At 53.3% G+C, this 15370-nt stretch carries 10 protein-coding genes; 9 read left to right on the top strand and 1 reads right to left on the bottom strand.

The window, feature by feature from the left end:
* Positions 1-3 precede the first annotated feature (3 nt).
* The 5 genes from H8E27_05110 (at position 4) to H8E27_05090 (ending at position 5581) form a co-directional block, all read left to right on the top strand.
* Positions 4-1158 (top strand): VCBS repeat-containing protein, encoded by a 1155-nt coding sequence (locus H8E27_05110; protein MBC8324986.1) that lies wholly within the window; start codon positions 4-6, stop codon positions 1156-1158.
* A gap of 115 nt (positions 1159-1273) precedes the next feature.
* Positions 1274-3076, top strand: a complete 1803-nt coding sequence (gene aspS, locus H8E27_05105; protein ID MBC8324985.1) for an aspartate--tRNA ligase — start codon at positions 1274-1276, stop codon at positions 3074-3076.
* Positions 3073-3678: a nucleotide exchange factor GrpE gene (grpE, locus tag H8E27_05100; protein ID MBC8324984.1), complete on the top strand. Its 606-nt coding sequence runs from the start codon at positions 3073-3075 to the stop codon at positions 3676-3678. The genes aspS and grpE overlap by 4 nt, the downstream gene beginning before the upstream one ends.
* Positions 3678-4820 (top strand): molecular chaperone DnaJ, encoded by a 1143-nt coding sequence (dnaJ, locus tag H8E27_05095; GenBank protein ID MBC8324983.1) that lies wholly within the window; start codon positions 3678-3680, stop codon positions 4818-4820. Before grpE ends, dnaJ begins: the two co-directional genes overlap by 1 nt.
* Positions 4820-5581, top strand: a complete 762-nt coding sequence (locus H8E27_05090; GenBank protein ID MBC8324982.1) for a 16S rRNA (uracil(1498)-N(3))-methyltransferase — start codon at positions 4820-4822, stop codon at positions 5579-5581. Before dnaJ ends, H8E27_05090 begins: the two co-directional genes overlap by 1 nt.
* Here H8E27_05090 and H8E27_05085 read toward each other — a convergent pair.
* The gene (locus tag H8E27_05085; GenBank protein MBC8324981.1) at positions 5578-10320 is read right to left on the bottom strand and encodes a DUF2723 domain-containing protein; all 4743 of its coding nucleotides are present in this window, start codon (positions 10318-10320) and stop codon (positions 5578-5580) included. The two genes, H8E27_05090 and H8E27_05085, sit on opposite strands and share 4 nt — an antisense overlap.
* A gap of 300 nt (positions 10321-10620) precedes the next feature.
* Here H8E27_05085 and H8E27_05080 point away from each other — a divergent pair, with 300 nt between their 5' ends.
* The 4 genes from H8E27_05080 (at position 10621) to amt (ending at position 15363) form a co-directional block, all read left to right on the top strand.
* A complete protein-coding gene (locus tag H8E27_05080; protein ID MBC8324980.1) occupies positions 10621-10959 on the top strand; it encodes a P-II family nitrogen regulator in 339 nt (112 codons plus the stop codon).
* 25 nt (positions 10960-10984) lie between these two features.
* The gene (locus H8E27_05075; protein ID MBC8324979.1) at positions 10985-12427 is read left to right on the top strand and encodes an ammonium transporter; all 1443 of its coding nucleotides are present in this window, start codon (positions 10985-10987) and stop codon (positions 12425-12427) included.
* A 54-nt stretch (positions 12428-12481) separates the two neighbouring features.
* Positions 12482-13498, top strand: coding sequence for a glutamine synthetase beta-grasp domain-containing protein (locus H8E27_05070; protein MBC8324978.1), 1017 nt, complete (start codon positions 12482-12484; stop codon positions 13496-13498).
* A 461-nt stretch (positions 13499-13959) separates the two neighbouring features.
* Positions 13960-15363, top strand: a complete 1404-nt coding sequence (gene amt, locus H8E27_05065; GenBank protein ID MBC8324977.1) for an ammonium transporter — start codon at positions 13960-13962, stop codon at positions 15361-15363.
* The last annotated feature ends 7 nt before the right edge of the window (positions 15364-15370 follow it).

The following is a 15370-nucleotide window of genomic DNA, read 5'->3' as shown; positions in this document are numbered from 1 at the left end:
TTTATGAAAACATCCACCTGTATTCTGCTTGTGTTGGTTTCGATGGGGTCGGCGGCGGAACCCAAATTCCGCACACAAGAAATCGACGGTAAGATTGGCATTGGTTACGGCTTGCAATTGGCCGACATGAATGGCGACAAAAAAACCGACATCATCCTGTGCGACAAGGATAAGATCGTTTGGTATGAAAACCCGACGTGGAAAAAACATCAAGTGAGCGGCCACCTCACCCAGCGCGATCACGTGTGTGTTACTGCCCGCGACCTTGATGGCGACGGTAAAGCCGAGCTGGCTGTAGGCGCCCAATGGAATATTGGCGAAACCAGCGATGAGAAAAATTCCGGCTCGATTTTTTATCTCAACCCCACCGCTAATCGGCTAGGGAACTGGGCGCCCATCCGGTTGCCTCACGAGCCTACCACCCATCGAATGCACTGGATGAAAGCCGGGAAGGGGAAGTTTGATTTGATTGTGAAGCCGCTCCACGGTCGTGGCAATAAAGGTGGCAAAGGTGATGGCATCAAAGTATACGCCTATCGTATGCCCAAAAATCCTGCCGACGAATGGAAGCGCACGTTGGTTTCCAATTTCATGCACGACAGTCACAATTTTCATCCGATCGATTGGAATCGCGATGGCCGTGAGGAATTTTTGCAGGCCGGTTTGGAGGGGGTCTATTGGTTCGGTCGCGATCGCAATGATAAATGGAAATATATGCGTTTCACTTCAAATTATGCCGGGGAAGTCCGGGACGGTCGCACGGTCACAGGCAAGCGATTCATCACAACTATTGAGCCGAAACACGGCAGTACGGTGGTGGTGTATCTTTCCACCACCAGTTTATCGTGGCAACGCTGGGTTCTGGATGAATCGTTAAAGGACGGTCACGCATTGGCCACAGCGGATTTTCTGGGCACGGGCGGCGACCAAGTGGTGGCCGGTTGGCGTGGAATGACTACCCGCGGCGTGCCGGGTTTGAAATTGTACGTCCCCCAAAATGCTGGTTATTCGAAATGGAAAACTTATCAACTAAGCGGCAAAGAAACCGCCGTGGAAGACATCAAAGCCGGCGACTTAAATGGTGACGGCAAACCCGAAATCATCGTCGCCTGTCGTCAGACACATAACCTGCGGATTCTTTGGAATGAATCGAAGTGATGAGTAAGTGGGGGTCCAATGGGTCTATAAATTTACTTCTGTGAAATTTGTTTGATTTTCTGGGATTTTCGGGCAGTATCCGCCTCCATTTCGCCCAAGGGCGTTGGGGGGATTCATGAAACGAACGCATCATTGCAACGAATTACGACTGGAAAACGCCGGTCAAGAGGCCACACTTTCGGGTTGGGTACACTCGCGCCGCGACTTGGGCGGAGTGATTTTTATTGATATCCGCGATCGCGAAGGACGCACGCAACTGGTCTTCGACCCGCAGGAATGCAATTCAGCCTTAGTGGAATCGGCCGGCAAGCTGCACAGCGAAAGCGTTATCAGCGTGTCAGGAAAAGTGCGTCAACGGCCGGACGACACGGAGAATAACAAAATCCCCACCGGCCAAATCGAGATGGTGGCCTCGGCGATGGAGGTTCATAACGCAGCGGCGGTTTTGCCTTTTCAAATTGATGACCCCGGAGCGGCGGCGAAAGTGAACGAAGAGTTGCGTCTGCAATATCGTTACCTGGATTTGCGTCGTCCCGAAATGTCGGCCAATCTTCGGTTGCGCAGCAAAGTGGCCACGGCCACGCGCGTATTCATGGATGAACAGGGGTTTTTGGAAGTGGAGACGCCGACGTTATTCAAATCCACACCCGAGGGCGCGCGCGAGTTTCTCGTGCCGAGCCGCATTTCGGCGGGTGAATTTTATGCGCTACCGCAGTCGCCCCAGCAATTTAAGCAAGTGCTGATGTGCGCTGGCGTGGACAAATATTTCCAACTCGCGCGCTGTTATCGTGATGAGGATTTGCGTGCGGATCGCCAACCGGAATTTACACAAATCGACATCGAAATGTCCTTCATCGATCGCGAGGATATTTATGCGCTCATCGAGGGCTTGTTGAAAAAAATCTGGAAGACCGCGCTCGATTACGACGTGCCTACGCCATTCCCGCGCATTCCGTATCGCGAAGTGATGGATCGCTATGGCAGCGACAAGCCAGACACGCGTTATGCGATTGAGATTACGGATTTCACCGAAGAATTTGCCGCGAGCGGGTTCAAGGTGTTTAGCGGTGCGGTGGAACGGGGCGGGGTGGTGAAAGCAATCAACGCCAAGGGCTTTGCCTGCGTCACCCAGGGCCAATTGGAAACGATGACTGACATTGCCAAGGGCCTCGGCGCGAAGGGGCTCGCATTTATCAAAGTGGAAAACGGTGAATGGAAATCGCCGATTGTGAAATTTTTCAGCGATGCTGAGAAAACGGCATTAACTGAAAAACTGGAGATTGAGGAAGGTGACCTCATTTTATTTGCTGCCGATGAGTGGATCAACGCTTGTGAAATTCTTGGGCGCATTCGGCAGTATGCCGCGGACAAGCTGGTGGAACTTGGCAAGCTGGAAATCCCAACGGATCAATTTAATTTCCTGTGGGTGATTGAGTTTCCGTTGCTGGCTTTCGATCGCGAAATGGATCGATGGTATTCGAGCCATCATCCCTTCACCTCGCCAGTGGAGGAGGATGCGGAAAACTTGAAGAGTGACCCCAAGAGCGTTCGCGGTCAGCATTATGATGTAGTGGTCAATGGCGTCGAGTTGGGCGGCGGGTCGATCCGGATTCATCAGCCGGAATTGCAGAAAACTATTTTTGAAGATTTGCTGCAACTTTCGCCGGAAGTTACTCAGGCGCGTTTTGGATATATGCTAGAAGCGTTCAAGTACGGCTGTCCACCGCACGGTGGGATTGCGTTGGGTTTCGACCGGCTCATCGCGTTGCTTTGCGGCGCGGATAGCATTCGCGATGTAATCGCATTTCCGAAAACCGCAAAGGGTTCGTGTCTGATGACCGATAGTCCCGCGGCCGTGGAGGCGCGTCAATTGCGCGATTTACACATTGATTTAAAAGTGGCCAAGAAAGCCGAATGAAATTCTGGAACATGGGAAAAGACAAAGACAAGCAATCCGTTGAACAACCGGAATTGACCGCGCTGGAAAAGCGCCTCGCCGAAAAAGCCGAGCAAGAGGCTGATGAGGAAAACGAATCCGTCGGGCCCAAAACACTGAAGGAAGCGCAGGTCATCATTGATGAACTCAATGACCGCCACGTGCGCCAGGCGGCGGATATTGAAAATTTCCGCAAACGCTCTCAACGTGAGAAAGATGAGGCGCGCCAATTCGCAAATCAAAGTTTGTTGGAAAAACTGCTGCCGGTGCTGGATAATTTTGAAATGGCGCTTGCCGCGGCCGAAAAGGCGGATCCGGCCATTCGTGATGGCGTGCAAATGATTTATGATCAACTCCTCGGTGTGCTAAAGGATTCCGGCGTGAATACGGTGGAGGCGGTGGGCGAGTCCTTCGACCCCAATTTGCACGAAGCCATTTCTCAAGAGCATACCACCGAGGCGGCGGAAGGCACGGTGCTGCAGCAAGTGCAGCGCGGTTATAAACTCAACGATCGGCTTGTGCGTCCGGCCCGAGTGATCGTGGCCGCCGCGCCGGTTGTGGAAGCTGAGACCACAGAAAACTAATGGCTAAGCGTGATTATTACGAAGTGCTCGGTGTGGGCAAAGATGCGGATGCGGTTGAAATTAAAAAAGCGTATCGCAAGCAGGCCGTAAAATTTCATCCGGACAAAAATCCCGATGACCAGAGTGCTGAGGGTAAATTTAAGGAAGTTGGCGAGGCATACGAAGTGCTGAGCGACGACCAAAAAAAAGCTGCTTACGATCAAATGGGCCATGCTGCGTTTGAAGCCGGCGGCGGTGGTGGTGGCGGGTTTCATGGGAGCGTGGATGCATCGGATCTGTTTAATCAGGTATTTGGCGAGGGAGGGGGTGGTGGGATTTTTGACCAACTCTTTGGAGGCGGTGGACAACGCCGTGATCCCAGCGGAGCGCAACGGGGCGCGGATTTGCGCTACGATATGGAAATTGATTTTGAGGATGCCGTGCTTGGCTGCGAAAAGAAAATCACAATCACTAAACTGGATCGCTGCAAAAAATGTGACGGATCCGGTGCGGCTTCAGGGAGTGGGCGCAAACAATGCGGCACTTGCAATGGACAAGGTCAGGTGGTTACGCAACGCGGGTTTTTTCGGATGCAACAAACCTGCCCGCATTGCGATGGGTTGGGTACGGTTTTGGAAAAACCCTGTGGCGATTGCCGGGGCGGCGGACGCAAGGAGAAGAAGAGTGCGATTACATTAAAAGTCCCCGAGGGAGTGGATACGGGAACGCGTTTGCGCAGTTCCAGCAATGGTGAAGCGGGGTTGCGCGGCGGATCGAATGGTGATTTATATGTGGTTTTGCACGTGCGACCACACGAGATATTTGATCGCGACGCGGATGATTTAATTTGCGAAGTACCGATTAGTTTTGTGACGGCTGCTCTGGGCGGCGAATTGAAAGTGCCCACGCTGGCGGGCAGTGCGAGCATTAAAGTTCCGGCGGGCACGCAAACGGGAACGACGTTTCGCCTCAAAGGACGCGGTGTGAAAAATCTGCAGGGTTACGGCACCGGGGACCTCAACGTGCGGGTGACTGTGGAGGTGCCCGCGCGTCTCAATAAAGAACAAAAAGCCAAGCTGCAGGATTTTGCCAACTCATGCGGGGATGACGTGAATCCGCAGAGTAAAAGTTTCTTCGAAAAAGCCCGCAATCTTTTCAACTAATGCACCGTTTTTATCTCCCTCCCGAACGCGTGACCGAAGGCGAGCTCACGCTCGATGAACGCGAAAGCCACCACGCCGCGACTGTACTGCGCGTGCGCGAAGGCGAACGCGTGGCCGTGCTCGATGGCGCGGGGAATGAGTTTATGTGCACTGCGGCGGTGGTTGATAAACGCTCGACGCGGTTGGTGGTGCAGCAGCAAAACCGCATCGAACCTTTGCCGTATCGCATCACGTTGTTGCAGGCGATGACGAAAGGGAAATCGATGGATTTTATTATCCAAAAGGCGACTGAGCTGTGTGTGCATCGGGTGGTGACGCTCGCGGCGGGACGCTCAGTCGCGCAAGTGGAGGATGGCGTGGCGAAGGTGGACAAATGGCGCGCGATTGCGATTGATTCCATCAAGCAATGCGGTAGCCCGTGGTTGCCGGTGATTGAGCCGCCAGTGACACCACGTGAATTTCTGGCACGCGGCGAATCATTTGATCTTCCTTTGATCGCGAGTTTGCAGGGTCGCACCCGGCATCCGCGCGAATACATTTTCGAACACTTAACCGAGCGGGGCGCAATGCCAGAATCCATCGGTGTGTGGATTGGGCCGGAAGGCGATTTCACGCCGGAGGAGAGTAACGAGATTCTTTCCGGTGGGGCGCATCCGATTACGTTGGGCCGCGCAATTTTACGCAGTGAGACAGCGGCGCTTTATTGCCTTTCGGTGTTGAACTACGATATGCAGGCACCGCATGCCCCGCTCGCGGGCTAGTCTTCTTTCGGTTCCAGCAATTTCTGAATTACCGGTCGCTCACGCAGCGGAGCCAAAACAGCATTGGTTCGGGTGAATGAGGGAATATCATATTGATTAGTGGTGCCGGAGGCTGAATATAGTGTGAGAGATTTGAGGAGTGAATTTGCGGCGGCATTGGTTTTGTTCAGCCGCATTTGTACATTGGCGAGGTCATACCAGGGCACGGGGTCATTTGGAATTAGGGTGGCCATCTCCTGGTAGATTTTTTCCTTGTTCGAATAATCTTCGGTGAAGTTGTAGGCTCGCGCCAAGGCGGCGAGGTTGGGTTCGTTACGGATCATGTTAGATTTGAACCGATCGATTAAGGCCGGTAGCAATTGCAGTTTGCGTGATTGGACGGTGACATCCACGGCCATGTTAAAATGATCCACATTTCCAGGATCGCGATTAAATCGGTCGAGGTATATTTGTTTCGCCTTGATGGCGTCTTTCAGCGATTCCACGAGTTGTTTGTAACGCGGATTGGGCACTAACTGCTGCAGGAATTCAGCGGATTCCAAAGCCTTCTCCATTTCATGAGCGGCTGCGTGGAGGGCGATCTCTCGTTCGAGTGCTTGCTCGATCATTTGGCTGGTCTGCGGAAAATGAGGGTCGAGTTTTTGGAAGGCGAGAGTGACGTGCACCGCGTCGCGATGCCGCCCGAGTTCGCCGAGGAGGGCAGTGTAGCGAATCACCGCTTCAGGGCTGATGGGGCCGAAGGCGAAGGCTTGTCGGTAGGCGTATTCGGCCTCGCGGGCATAGCGAGCGCGTAATTTGCTGCCAACGGGTGAAAGCCGCATTCGCCACGCGTAAATGTTGCCGATGGAGCCGCGCAGCTTTGAAAACCCTTTTTGAGCCAATTGATCGCGCAGAAATCGGGGGTCTCCGTTAAATCCGTCGAGGTTGCGTCGGAGATGGGTTTTTTCAACCCACTGGCAAATGGCCTCAACAGTCATGGTTTCATTGATGGCATCGCCGATGAGGCGCTTGGAATATTCGTCCCAAAATTTTCGATCGCGGGCGAGCATGGCTTCAGACAGTTCGGTGTATTTGGGGATCCGTCGGGGCTGGATTTCCATGCGAAGCGGAACGCCGTTGGCCGCGTGGAGGTTGATGTGGCGCGGAGGCATCAAAACGTACCGTCCGCCCTGGATAATTTCTACTTGGGCAATGCCGGTTTGCGAGTTGACTTCGGTGACACGTAATCGGGCGTGTTGTTTGATCTGTAAGCTGCCCGAGATAATGGAATCAAAAACCTGCAGCACTTCGTTTTTCTGAAAGTTGAACCCTGCCATTTTTGGGTCAACTTCAGCCTGGATAATTTGGTACGCGGCGGCATTGGGGATGCGCTCCATCTTCACCTTGAGGCTGGCCACGTTTGTGCGTTCGCCGGTGACAAATAAAAGTTCAGGGGGCGACAACTCGAACCGCCCGCCATCTTCAATTCGGATGGCTGAGGGCATTCCGTTGGTTTGGATTGAAGACACAAAAAACTTTGCCGGCGTCAGCGGTTTTATTGAATCTTGGTCAGGCCCGGGTGGCAAGGTCAGCTCATCGCCCACGGCCAATTGTACGGGGGCATTGGTTGGGTTCAACGGGGCAGGGGTAATGGCGGTGATTTCAAATTCGCGTTCCGCTTCGAGCTTCATGATAATTCCATGCGGGGTGATGTATGGATACATCCACTGAAGCGGGTAACTTTCTTCCACATAAAATGAGTGGGCTGGATTGGTTTCAAAAATGACTTTGGTGAGGAGAGCATTAATTGCCATCACCGAGCCGGTGCCGCGCACCTGCATTTGCGGGCTGGATGGGGTGGGCATGAACTGTTGGTCATTGGGGCAGAGAAGCCCGCCCTGAACCGTCATTTGTCGGTAGAGCTCCAATCGGTTTCGGTCGACGGAAACTAAATGGCCGGTGCCGCATTTTGGGCATTGGAATGGGAAATTGAGCGTTACATTTTCGTTGTGGGCGAGTTGTCCGAGGGCCATCCGGCGCATGGCGTCCTGCAAATAATCGTTGAACGCAATTTGGTTATCTAACGTTGAGGGCGTGTGGATCTCGTTCTTGGGATACACTCCGCGGTCACGGCGGGCTTGCTCAACGCGCTGACCCACACCGGTTAAAATCCCGTCTGCTTTGTGCAGTACGGATTTCGCCGCTGCCGGCAACATCAACAGTGAACCCAGAATAACCAAGCCCCCCCACCGAAACGCGCCGAGTGATTCGCGGTGGTTCTCCTCGTCCCTTCGCAGGATTGAAGCATGAACGAGCATTCCCGCGCCCACCAATAAGCCAAGCAGCGTGAGCATATAAAGCGTGCTTCGGCGTTCGAGGACATCCCTGCGGTCGTCAGCCGTCTTGGCTTCATCAGGGTCCAGTTTGTCGGCGAGGCTGCGGAAAAAATCCTTATCCTCCTTATCCACCTGTGCGCTGCGGTTGTAATGGGCGCGGATGTATTGCAGATAAGTCCCATCGGCCAACGCGTTTTGGGTGATGATATACACATCGCGCCGGTCAAAATTCTTATCGCGCTTGTATTTGGCCGCGATAAAGCTCTCGCAAAAAATCATATACGTCGGCGCAAAGCGCCCCGGATCGGTGCCGCCAAATAGAATGGCGTCCTTGTCCATTTCTGGAAAAATTTTAAAGGGCGGCGTAAACATATCGTGGCCGTACCAATAGCCAAAGAGATGACCGCGCTGTTCGTTCACCGCCCAGTTGGAAAGCGCCGGGCGTATGGGAAGTAAAATGATGAGTCCAACGCCCAGCGCCAGCAAGCTGCTGCGGAATGATTTGGGACCGGCCAATCGGCCCACTGCGCAAAGGAGTAACAGAAAAATGAGCGACAGCCCGATCACCGCTGCGGATTGCGGGATGATGAAATCTGTGGCTTTGAACGTGTCAACCGCTTGAATGATTTCCAAAATGACGAGCAGTGAGAGAAATCCTGTTAATCCAATAGCAAGCTCCCGGTTGCGCGAAGTCAGCGTGGCGGCGACAAGGGCTGTGCCCAGCCCGGCGGCGAGCGCGATGAAAATATGCGTGGCTGTGAAAAACACTTTGTATAAGTGCCGGTTCTGCTCATCCGCGGTGGGGTTGAGCAGGAAAATTAAAATGAGTGTGAAGGAAATGAAAATGCCGGTGAGAGCCGCTATCCAACGGCGCTCTCGGATTGCCATCCACGGGAGGAACGCCATTGGAAGGAATGCTAATGCCAAATAACTCATGCTGAATTCCTGCGCGGCTTCCTCCAGGTAAACGTAAGCTTGGCCGCCGTTGAACTGGGTGCGGGGTGAGGGGTTGTTTGGGCGCGGCGCGATGTAGTTGCGGTCAAAAAATATCCGCGTTAAATTTGAAGGCTCAATTTTGTCGTACTGCTTTCGAAAGAAGGAGTGCTTGAAACCCTGTTCGGTACGCGGATAGGCCCAGTTCATCGGCGGGTTGGTCATTGAAGCAATGGGCATGTACAAATAAAATGCAGCTCCCAGCAGCCAAGCTGCGCGGGTATTGAGCAAGGGCATCCAATGGCGTAGCAGCGGCGGAGTATTTGGGTTGCCCCCGTTTTTTAGCCACGAAAACAGGGCCAGCGCTCCGAGTAGCAACGCGTTGAGTAAAGCCCACACTTTCACCGCGTTGGCGGCACTTGAGAATTTATTGTCATCAAAAAACGAACCCCATGCCCAGCCAAACGCTCCGGCGGAAAGCAGGTACACAGCCACTGCGGACACGGTGATTGCGGTTAGGTTTGTCGGATTCAATGACCCCTTGAGGACGTATTGCTTCCCTCGGTCGTAAAGCATCATCCCCAGCAACAGGGCAAACATAGTTACGCCCACGGTATTGAAAAGGATGAACACGCCCGGTTCGCTGTCCGGAGGCGCGCCTTCTGCAGGCAGGGTGGCGAACAGCCCCAAGATATACACCCCGCAATTACAAAGCAAAAAATCTTTCCCTATTTTTCGGTCGGCTAGCAGCACAATCGCTTCGATACCTACAGCGGCTAGCAGCAAGGTTTGGTGATTTGCAAAGCATAGGCCAAAACAGAAATAGGCGAGGTAAAGTGGCCACCGTTGGGTTGGGCGAAAATACCATCGCATCATCAGCGCCAATACGGCCATAAACGTGAAAATGCCAAGCGTGTACACTTCCACAATCACCGCCTGACTCCACATGAATCCGTTGAAGGCCAATAGCAAACCTGCGGCTGTACCGGAAGCGAGGCCGATCAGATCGCGTTGACGCTCTTTCACCTCCCGAAATGTTTCGATGCTCTTGAGCATCAATTGGGCGGTTCGCGAAACCATCAGCGCGAGCAACCCGCAGGCGAGCGCTGCGGCTACCGCGGAGGAGAGCGCGACGCGCCAAGCGATATTCCCAAAGGGCAATTGGGTGAATGCCCAAGTGTAAAGTGTCCAAACCGGATAACCCGGCGGATGCGGCACACCGGCATACATCGAGCCCACTGCCAGTTCGCCGGAATCTTCCAGCGTGAGATCCGGGGCGAGGGTGTAAAAATAAACGCCAAACGAAATCAACGTAGCCAGCGTAAATGCCAACCAATCGCATCGGCGGAAAAAGGAGGTGGGTTGGGCGGGGGAAACCAGCTCGGGTTCAGGCACCGCTTCCGGCTCATCGGGCAGCAATTCCTGTGGAACCGACGGCGAGGCTTGCGAAGGCTTGGGGAACCGTTTTTTGCCGCGCTTGCCTTTGCTCATAGTTGTTTGCCGAGGTTCACCTCCAAAACGTGATTTTCTGGACGAAACTTCACTTTGTCGAACCAAAGTTATTCCTGCACAAAAATCAACAGTCTGGATAAAAACCGATAGCCGTTGGGCTGTCCATTAAATGGATTTAAAAAAAAACACAAAGAAACGCCTGAAATATGACGGTTTCGGTTTGTCTTTCCGGTTGGCACACGGGCTGCTTAAGACTCTTGGATTGCCCTGCAATTCACTGGTGCGGCTGCCCGCAGCTTTACCGGTAACTGGCCAACGCGGGCAGGAGAACCACAGCAAATGAAAAAAATTGAGGCAATTATTAAGCCATTCAAACTCGAGGAAGTGAAGGATGCCCTCGCCGAAGTCGGCATTGAGGGGATGACTGTCGCGGAAGTCAAAGGATTCGGACGCCAAAAAGGCCACACCGAAATCTATCGCGGCAGTGAATACACCGTCGATTTTCTTCCCAAAATCAAACTCGAAGTCGCCGTGACCGATGACAACCTCGAAGCCGCCATCAAAGCCGTAGCCGAGAGCGCTAAAACCGGCAAGATCGGCGACGGCAAAATCTTTGTCAGCACCATCGACGAAGCCATCCGAATTCGCACCAACGAAAAAGGTGACGAAGCCCTTTAATCTTAACCCTTAAATTCCCTGTACCATGAAAAAACTTTTCCCGATTTTGACTATGGCGCTGGCGCTCTTTGCCGGAAGCCTGCCTTTTGAAACATTCGCCGAGGAAGCTAATACTGCTGAGGAGCAGTTGACAGCAGAAGAAAAAGAAACCGCAGCCGGCGAAAAAAATAAAGCTGATGCCTGGCTGGATGGCAAAACAATGGCCGAAAAGTATTCCGGCTTAGATGGTGACGATAAGCTTGCCAAGAACGGCTTTAAAATTGATCCCTATTTTAACTCTGGCGACACCGCTTGGATGATCGTGGCCACCGCGCTGGTGTTGCTGATGACCGTCCCCGGCTTGTCGCTTTTTTACGGCGGCCTCACCCGAAAGAAGAATGTGCTTTCGGTGCTGGTCCAGTGCTTTGCCGTCACCGCGCTGATGTCATTGCTTTGGGTGATTTACGGATACTCATTCGCGTCCTCCGGTGACGGAAAATTATTTGGCGATTTTTCCGGGCTCTTTCTTAAGGGGCTGACCACCGGCTCAATGAGTGACACCATTCCGGAATCTGTTTTTGTGACTTTCCAAATGACCTTTGCCATCATCACCCCGGCCCTCATCGTCGGGGCATTTGCCGAGCGAATGAAGTTTAGCGCAGTGATGATTTTCCTGACCATTTGGTTCACTTTTTCCTACTGCCCAATTTGGCATATGGTTTGGGGTGGAGGCTATTTGGCCACCACTTGGGAAGCCATTGATTTTGCCGGAGGCACGGTTGTTCATATTAACGCCGGTGTGGCCGCACTCGTTGCGTGCATTATGTTGGGCAAGCGCAAGGGGTATCCCGACACCCCAATGCCGCCGCATAACGTGCCCTTCGTGCTGATCGGCGCAGCGCTCTTGTGGGTCGGTTGGTTTGGATTCAACGCCGGTAGTGCTTTGACTGCAGGTGGCCAGGCCGGCATGGCGCAGCTCGTCACCCAAGTGGCCACTGCCGCCGCCGCGTTCACGTGGATGATGATTGAGTGGTGCGGTAAAGGGAAACCCACCGCCATTGGTTTAGCTACCGGCGCGGTTGCCGGTCTCGTGGCCATCACCCCTGCATCCGGAACTGTGGGCCCGATGGCGGCGATTGCCATCGGCGGGTGTGCCAGCTTGGTTTGCTATTGGGCTTCGACCAGCCTCAAGCAAAAGCTCGGTTATGATGACAGCTTTGATGTCTTCGGCGTCCACGGCGTGGGTGGCATTGTGGGCGCGTTGCTCACCGGTGTGTTTGCCTTCTCCGATGAGGGCCGCGAGATTATTAAGAATCAATTCAGCGGCCAGTTGATGAGCGTACTCGTTACGATCATCTGGAGTTCGGTCGTTACCTACATCGCCATTAAAATTGCCGATGCGCTCTGCGGCGGCATTCGGGTGGATGAAGAAACTGAAATGCAAGGGCTTGACGTGAAGGATCACGGCGAGGATGGTTACGCGCTTTAACCCACAGAATTATTGGCGAAAGCCGTTTAACAAAAAACAGATACAGCAAAACAAATGAGTAAACATAAGTTGGAATACATCTGGCTCGATGGCTATAAGCCCACGCAGAGCCTCCGCAGCAAAACACTCGTTCGCGAAAATTTCAGCGGCAAGTTGGAAGACGCCAAAGAGTGGTCCTTTGACGGCTCCTCCACCGAACAGGCCGAAGGGAATGATTCGGATTGCCTGCTGAAACCCGTCGCCGTTTATCCGGACCCCGATCGCTTTGGCGGCAATGGCTGGCTCGTGATGTGCGAAGTGCTCAACGCCGATGCCACCCCGCACGAATCCAACGGGCGGGCCACGATCGATAACGACAGCGAGGATTTTTGGTTTGGCCTTGAACAGGAATATACCCTGATCGATACCGACACCAACCTCCCCATCGGATTTCCGAAAAACGGATTCCCCGGCCCGCAAGGTCCGTTCTATACGTCCGTGGGCGCACGCAACACCGTCGGCCGCGATTTGGTGGACGAACATTTGCACCTTTGCCTCGAGGCCGGCCTCAACGTCGAAGGCATCAACGCCGAAGTGATGATGGGCCAGTGGGAATTCCAAATCTTCGCCAAAGGCGCGGCCGACTGCGGCGACCAAATTTGGATCGCCCGCTATCTTCTGGAGCGCACCGGCGAGAAATACGGAGTCGCTGTCGACTGGCATCCCAAGCCTGTCCAAGGCGATTGGAATGGCTCCGGCATGCACGCCAACTTCTCCTGCGGCGCTATGCGTGATCCCGGCGGCGAAGAGGTGCACACCAAAATCTGCGAGGAATTCGGCAAGAATATCGAAGAACACATCGCCGTATACGGCGCGGATAACGACCGTCGCCTCACTGGGTTGCACGAAACACAATCCATCGACAAATTCAGCTACGGCGTGTCCGATCGCGGTGCCTCCATCCGCATCCCCGTGGCCACCATTCAGGATGGCTGGAAAGGGCGCCTCGAAGATCGTCGTCCCGCATCTAATGGCGACCCCTATAAAATCGCCGCGGTGATCATCAAGACCACCAAAAAGGCACTCGCCTAAATCGCGAACGCCAAAAGGCTAATCAACACATTCCAAGGCCGACGGGTAACCGTCGGCCTTTTTTCTTGTTCTGATTTGGCAGCGGGCCTGTCGCATTTTATCCACTCCTGCAAAATACCGGCAATCCGATTGGGCGAATAAAAATGAAAACAAATTATTACCTCCCCCAAATCGGCTATTCCTAAAAACAAACGATTCAATTGTACCCGCTAAAAACAAGATGAAGAATCAGGCATAACTAAAACTTATGGTAACCATAAAATATATGAATAGAAAAACGGAACACTTGGCACGCTGTACGCTAGAGTGCGCTTGGACATTTATGAACGGATTGAGCCTCCCATCGAGGTCCATCCAACCAACGCAGTAAAACAATGAAAACAATGACAAACCCAATCAAACGCAGCCTCTTACTTTGGCTGTTTCTAATCGTGCCCCTCGCGGGCTTCACACCGGAGTTAATGGCTCAGGCTGAAGGCGAAGGCAGCGATGCAAAAACCGAGGCACCAGTAGACGGTGAATCGAAAAAGGAGCCCGCGGAGCCCGAGCAAACGCAACTTGAGAAGTATCAGGAAGTTGTGGCGGCCGAAAAGGATGATGCGGAGGCATTTCCCTTTTTCACCACCTCAATGCTCTGGACTGTGATGGCCGCAGCGCTGGTGTTTATTATGCACTTGGGATTCTCCACATTGGAAGTGGGGTTAACGCGTTCCAAGAATACTGTGAACATTTTATTTAAAAATCTGTTCATCATTTCCATTGGCCTCATTACCTATGCTTTGTTCGGGTTTAACACCCATTATCCAGGTGATTTAATAGCTGACGGAGGAACCTTTAACGGTTGGTTTAGCTGGGGAAGCATGATCGGCGATTTGAATGCTGAAGGTGGATCCACTTTTTCCTACGGCGGGCTCGATCTTTGCATGACGGGTTTTGGTGATTTCATTTTCCAAGCGATGTTTGCAGCCACAGCGGCGACGATTGTTTCCGGTGCGGTTGCTGAACGGGTGAAGCTAACATCGTTTTTGATTTTCGCCACACTCTTGGTTGGCGTTGCTTATCCGGTTGTTGGCTCCTGGCATTGGGGCGGCGGTGTTTTGGCCGGAATCGGTTTCAAAGACTTTGCCGGTTCCGCTGTCGTTCATGCCTTTGGTGGCTTTGCTGCCTTGGGGTGTGTGTTGATTCTCGGCCCTCGCAAAGGCAAGTACGACAAAGACGGAAACCCCAAACCCATTCCGGGACACAATTTGCCGCTGGCAACGATTGGTGTGCTGTTGCTCTGGTTCGGTTGGTACGGCTTTAACGGCGGTTCGGTGCTGAGTGCCAACCCCGGGCCTTTGGGCTTGGTGTTCACGACCACTTCGCTCGCAGCGGCTGCGGGTGCAATTTCCGCAGCGCTCGTCTCGTGGATTGTGTTTTCCAAACCGGATCTTTCCATGGGCCTCAATGGTGCTTTGGCCGGTTTGGTGGGCATCACGGCTAACGCGGATATCGTGTTGCCAGGCAGTTCAATAATCATCGGCTTGATCGCCGGCGTTATTGTGGTCTTCTCAGTGATCGCGTTGGACAAAGCCGGGATCGACGATCCGGTGGGAGCCATTTCCGTTCACGGCACTTGTGGCATTTGGGGAATCCTTGCCGCCTATTACTTCCAGATTGAAGGGTCGGGCGTCGTGTTGGCGTCTCAAATCAAGGGCATTGCCTTGGTGGGTGTTGCGGCCTTTGTCTTCTCAATCGTCGTCTTCGGCGCAATTAAGGCCATCATGGGCGTGCGTGTGAGCGAGGAAGAAGAAATCGCCGGCTTGGATGTTTCTGAGCATGGACAGGAAGCTTACCCGGAATTCACGGCGTCAGCGGATCACTAAACGAGCA

This window comes from Limisphaerales bacterium (assembly GCA_014382585.1).
Lineage (GTDB): Bacteria > Verrucomicrobiota > Verrucomicrobiia > Limisphaerales > UBA1100 > JACNJL01.
This window is presented reverse-complemented; position numbering and strand designations above follow the sequence as displayed.